The following is a 4,923-nucleotide window of genomic DNA, read 5'->3' as shown; positions in this document are numbered from 1 at the left end:
CACGAACGCTTCCGATGAAGCCGGCAGCAGGTTGCGGAACGCGCCGCCGTCGCTGTCGATCACGTCGACCATCTTCGCGATCATTTCCTCCGGGTCGTGCTGTTCGAGCGGGAACGCCAGCCGCTCGGGCGTCACGGTATGCACGGCCGGATCGTGCCAGCGCCGCGTCGTTTCCATCATCCGGTCGTTGAAGCCGGTGCGGTACGGGCCCGGGTTCACGACCGCGACGCGGATGCCGTGCGGCGCCAGCTCCGCGTGCATCGCCTCGGCCACCGATTCGATTGCGTGCTTCGACGCGCAGTACGCGCCGGTGAACGGCCCCGTGATCAACCCCGCGATCGACGACACGAACACGATCTTGCCGTGCTTGCGCGCGAGCATCCCGCGTGCGATCTGCTGCGTGAGTTCGAGCGGCCCGAACACGTTCACGTCGAACAGCTCGCGGACGATCTCGACCGGCAGGTCGACGAGCGCGCCGGCTTCGCCGACGCCTGCGTTGTTCACGAGCACGTCGACGTCGAGTTCGGCGGCGCGCGCGCGATCGTAGGCCGACGTGACGTCGAGCTTCACCGCGCGCAACGCGGTGCCGCGCTGCGCGGCGGCGTCCGTCAGTGCGTCGATCTCGACGGCCGTGCGTACGCCGGCCGTCACGTCGTGGCCGCGTTCGGCGAGCCGCAGCGCGACTTCGCGGCCGAAGCCGGTGCCCGCGCCGGTGATGAGGATGCGTTTCCGTGTCATGTGCTTACCTTGTGGAGTGAAGGGTTGCCTGAAAAAGGTCGCGGCAGTGCCGCGCGATCGCGGTGTCTTCGTCGACGCTGCCGCCCGAGACGCCGATCGCGCCGACGCAGCGCCCGTCGCCGTCGACGAGCGGCTCGCCGCCGCCGAACGTGACGAGCCCGCCGTGACTGTGTTCGATGCCGCGCAGCGGACCGTCGCCCGACATCGCGCCGAGCGCACCGGTCGACGCGCGAAAGCGCACCGCCGTCAGCGCCTTGCGCTGCGCGAGATCGATCGCGCCGAGAAAACAGTCGTCGGTACGCACGAACGCGAGCAGGTTCGCGCCGGCATCGACGACGGCGATCGCGACGCCGGCCACTTGCAGCGATGCGGCCTGCGCGAGCGCCGCGTCGACCGTGCGGCGGGCGACGGCGAGCGGCAGCGGGAGTGCGGCGGTGAGCGGGTTCATGCGAGGCTCCGAGGGGACGACAGCGCCAGTGTAGGCAGTTGCGGTATATGGGAGAATCCGCATTCCGCTCGAAGCAGTTTCAAGTTTTTTTAATGATGGACAGACGATGAGCAGACGCGATCCGATGGCCGGGCTGCACGTGTTCATGACCGTCGCGACGGCCGGCAACTTCACGCGGGCCGCGGCCGCGCTGGGCCTGACGCCGGCGGCCGTTAGCCTGGCGATCGGGCAACTCGAGGGCGAACTCAACGTGAAGCTGTTCAACCGCAGCACGCGCGGCGTGAGCCTCACCGAGGCCGGCCAGCGCTACTGGCGGCAGACCGAACCCGCTTACCGGCAGGTCATGCAGGCACGCGACGAACTGAAGGATGCGCGCAGCGAGCCGAACGGGCTGCTGCGCGTGACCGCGCTGCCGCTCGCGCGCTTGCTCGTGATCGCGCCGGTGCTCGCCACGTTCCGCGAGCGCTATCCGAAAGTCCGGCTCGAAATCCGCTACGACAACGAACTCGTCGACATCGCGAAGGATGGCTTCGACGCGGGGATTCGCCTGGCCGACCGATTGCAGCCTGGCATGATCGGCGTGCGGATCGCGCCGGCGCTGACGTGTGCGCTGGTCGCGTCGCCGGCCTATCTTGCGCGGCACGGCACGCCCGAGTCGATCGCCGCGCTCGGGCGGCATGCGTGCATCCGTTTCCGGTTTGCGGAGAGCGGACGCCTGCATAAATGGCTGCTGCACGACGGGCGCCGCGACGTCGATCTCGATCCGGACGGCGTGTTCGTGACGAACGACGACGATGCGGTGATCGACGCAGCGCGCGTCGGTGTCGGCATCGCGTTCGCGTTCGTGCGCGAGCGGATCGAGCAGGATCTGCACGACGGCACGCTCGTCGAAGTGCTGCCCGGCGCGTGCCGGACCCTGCCGCCGATGTGGCTGTATTACGTGAACCGCAAGCACGTGCCGGCCAAGCTGCGCGCGTTCATCGACGTGCTGCGCGAGCGCGAAGGCGCGGGCGCGGACGTCGCGTAATCGCATCGGCTCGGGTCACTGCAGCAATGGATTGGGCGGTGCATGATGGCGGCTCCAGCCACGAAGCCATGGAGTTGCGTGATGACGGCATTCCCGTATTTCCCGATTCGAACCCTTTTGATTGCCACGGCGCTGGGTGCTGTCGCGATCGGTAGCGCGCCCGCCGTCGGCCAGACGTCGACGTCGACCGTGCCGGCCGGCTCGGCGGCGGCGACTCCCGACAACGCGATACTGCTGACGGTTTTCCTGAAACACGACCAGTCCCGCCCGCTCGCCGAGCTGAACGCGCAACTCGCGAAGCAGGGTTTCTACAAGGCGTTTCCGCCGCCGGGCGTCGAGGTCGTGAGCTGGACCGTGACGATGGGGATCGGGCAGATCGTCGTGCTGCGACTGCCGGCGTCGCGGCTGCGCGAGGTCAATCGCGTGCTCGAGGATACGGCGTGGGGCGCGTACCGGACAGAGTTCTATCCGAATTACGACTACAAGGCGATCGGTTTGGGGGAGCATGAACGGGCGAAGTGACGCGTAGTGGCGTATTTCCGTACCGGTGGCGCGCCGGAATGAACGCGCCGAATCAACTCGCGGCCATTCCGAAATGCGCCGCGCCGTCGCGTTTTCGTCCTCGCCCGCCGGGCCCGGCGCGGCAAATTCCGCCCAAATGCATCACAAGTCATTCATCCGATGAAAAAAACGCCCCGGTTCCCGGTATGATGCGCACCTTGCGTTCGTGGGACGCCCTGTTTCTTTATGCGTTTTTGATGCGCGAGAAACCACAAATCCGCACAAAGGCGACGTGAAAGATTCTGTAATATAAGTTCCGTATACTCGTAAGTTCTGATCCAGGCGCCTCGAGTCCGTCTTCGGCCGGCCGCCCATGCAGAACAACCAGATACGTCGCCGCCCGGCCAGCCCGCGCCGCGACACGCTATGCACCACCACTGAACACGTTATGTCTTCCCGCCACCCTGGTTCGCCCGGCCGTGCCGAGGCGGTGATCGTCCGTGCCCGGGCGCTGATCCGCAACGAGCGCGTACTGTCGCCGCTGCTCGCGCTCGGCATCGGCCTGCTGCTGATCGTGGTTTTCCAGCATCTGTCGGAATCCGTCGACTATCGGTCGGTGATTCGCCAGTTGCGTCACATGTCCGTCGGCGAGTGGGGCGCGTCGCTGGCCGCGACGGCCCTCAGCTATCTCGCGCTCGTCGCCCGCGATGCGGTCGGCCTGCGTTATGTCGCGGCCAGGGTGCCGCGCGTCGCGCTGTGGATCGGCGCGATTGCCGGTTCCGCGCTCGGCAACGCGACCGGCTTCGGCGCGCTGACGGGCGGCGCGGTGCGTGCTCGCGTGTACGGCGTGTCGGGCGTCACGCCCGCCCAGATCGGCCGGATGACGGTGTTCACGAGCGGCACGCTGGCGCTCGCGATGGTGTTGATGACGGCGGTCGGCATGGTCTGCGTGCCGGAGGCGCTCGCCGCGATGCTGCACGTCGCGCCCGGCGTGCTCACGTGGACGGGCGCGGCACTGCTCGTCGCGCTCGCCGCGCTGGTCGTGCTGTGCGGCAACACCGCGCGCCCGGTCGTCACGCGCTTCAAATGGCTGTCGTTCGACGTGCCGGCGCGGCGCGATCTCGTTGCACAGGTCGTCTATGCGGTGCTCGACGTCGTTGCCGCGGGCCTGACGCTGTGGGTGTTGCTGCCGGCGGCTCCCGTCGGCTTCCCGACCTTCATCACCGTTTATGCAGCCGCGTTGCTGCTCGGGATGATCGGCCATACGCCGGGCGGGATCGGCGTGTTCGAAGCGGCGATGGTCTTCACGCTGGGCCGCGAAGTGCCCGCGCACGCGATGGTCGCCGCGCTGATCGCGTATCGCGCGATCTATTTCGGCGTGCCGCTCGTGCTGTCGGCCGGCCTGCTGGCCGGCTTCGAGGGCCGCGCGCTGCGGCGCCGGCTCGTGACGCGGCAGGCCGTGCGCGTGTCGCAACTGGCGCCGGTGTTCCTGAGCCTCGTGACCTTCGCGGTCGGCGGGATGCTGGTGATCTCGAGTGCGACGCCCGCGTTCTGGCACCGGATCGCGATCCTGCGCCACATCGTGCCGCTGTGGGTGCTCGAAGGCTCGCAGGTGATCTGCAGCGTGCTCGGCGTCGCGCTGCTGTTCGTCGCGCGCGGGCTGCTGCGCCGGCTCGACGGCGCGTGGTGGATGACGTTCGCCTTGACGCTCGCGAGCCTCGCGCTGTCGCTGGCCAAGGGCCTCGCATTCGTCGAGGCAGGCGTGCTCGGCACGCTGCTCGTGCTGCTGCTCGTCAGCCGCCGCCGGTTCAACCGTCATTCGTCGCTGCTTGCCGAGCGCTTTACCGTGAGCTGGTTCGTGTCGGTGGCGATGGTGCTGATGCTGGCCGTGTGGGTGCTGTTCTTCGCGTTCCGCGACGTGCCTTACACGCGCGATCTGTGGTCGCATTTCTCGTTCGATGCGCGCGCGCCGCGAGCGCTGCGCGCGACGCTCGCCGCCGGCGTATTCGTCGCGCTGTTCGCGCTGTGGCAATTGCTGCGCCCGGCGCCCGGTCGTTTCGTGAAGCCCGCGCAGCAGGACCTCATCGACGCGGAGCAGATCATCCGCGCGCAGGAATGCAGCGACGCGGGCCTCGCGCTGATGGGCGACAAGTCGTTCCTGTTTTCCGAATCGCGCCGTGCGTTCCTGATGTACGCGAAGAACGGCCGC

Annotated in this window: 6 protein-coding genes; 4 read left to right on the top strand and 2 right to left on the bottom strand. The window is 68.1% G+C overall.

Annotated elements, in window-relative coordinates; genetic code table 11:
* Together JMF90_RS23970 and JMF90_RS23965 are read right to left on the bottom strand one after the other, a co-directional pair.
* Window positions 1-738, bottom strand: a 738-nt coding sequence (locus JMF90_RS23970) for an SDR family oxidoreductase (protein ID WP_201325506.1), incomplete at its 3' end; no start/stop codon positions are given.
* A gap of 4 nt (window positions 739-742) precedes the next feature.
* Window positions 743-1,186, bottom strand: coding sequence for a heme-binding protein (locus JMF90_RS23965; RefSeq protein ID WP_011547607.1), 444 nt, complete (start codon window positions 1,184-1,186; stop codon window positions 743-745).
* 106 nt (window positions 1,187-1,292) lie between these two features.
* On the opposite strand from JMF90_RS23965, the gene JMF90_RS23960 reads away from it, so the two are divergent.
* The 4 genes from JMF90_RS23960 to JMF90_RS23945 all read left to right on the top strand — a co-directional run.
* Window positions 1,293-2,213 (top strand): LysR family transcriptional regulator, encoded by a 921-nt coding sequence (locus JMF90_RS23960; protein ID WP_011547608.1) that lies wholly within the window; start codon window positions 1,293-1,295, stop codon window positions 2,211-2,213.
* Window positions 2,214-2,294: 81 nt separating this feature from the next.
* A complete protein-coding gene (locus JMF90_RS23955) occupies window positions 2,295-2,735 on the top strand; it encodes a hypothetical protein (protein ID WP_011547609.1) in 441 nt (146 codons plus the stop codon).
* Window positions 2,736-2,773: 38 nt separating this feature from the next.
* The gene (locus JMF90_RS23950) at window positions 2,774-3,010 is read left to right on the top strand and encodes a hypothetical protein (RefSeq protein ID WP_226292054.1); all 237 of its coding nucleotides are present in this window, start codon (window positions 2,774-2,776) and stop codon (window positions 3,008-3,010) included.
* 152 nt (window positions 3,011-3,162) lie between these two features.
* The coding region (locus JMF90_RS23945) for a lysylphosphatidylglycerol synthase domain-containing protein (RefSeq protein ID WP_201325505.1) at window positions 3,163-4,923 on the top strand (1,761 nt) is incomplete at its 3' end.

Origin of the sequence: Burkholderia sp. E168m23 (genome assembly GCF_016586125.1) — a bacterium.
Taxonomy (GTDB): Bacteria; Pseudomonadota; Gammaproteobacteria; order Burkholderiales; family Burkholderiaceae; genus Burkholderia; species Burkholderia orbicola.
The sequence above is the reverse complement of the archived record's forward strand: the minus strand, read 5'-3'. Positions and strand labels throughout refer to the sequence as shown.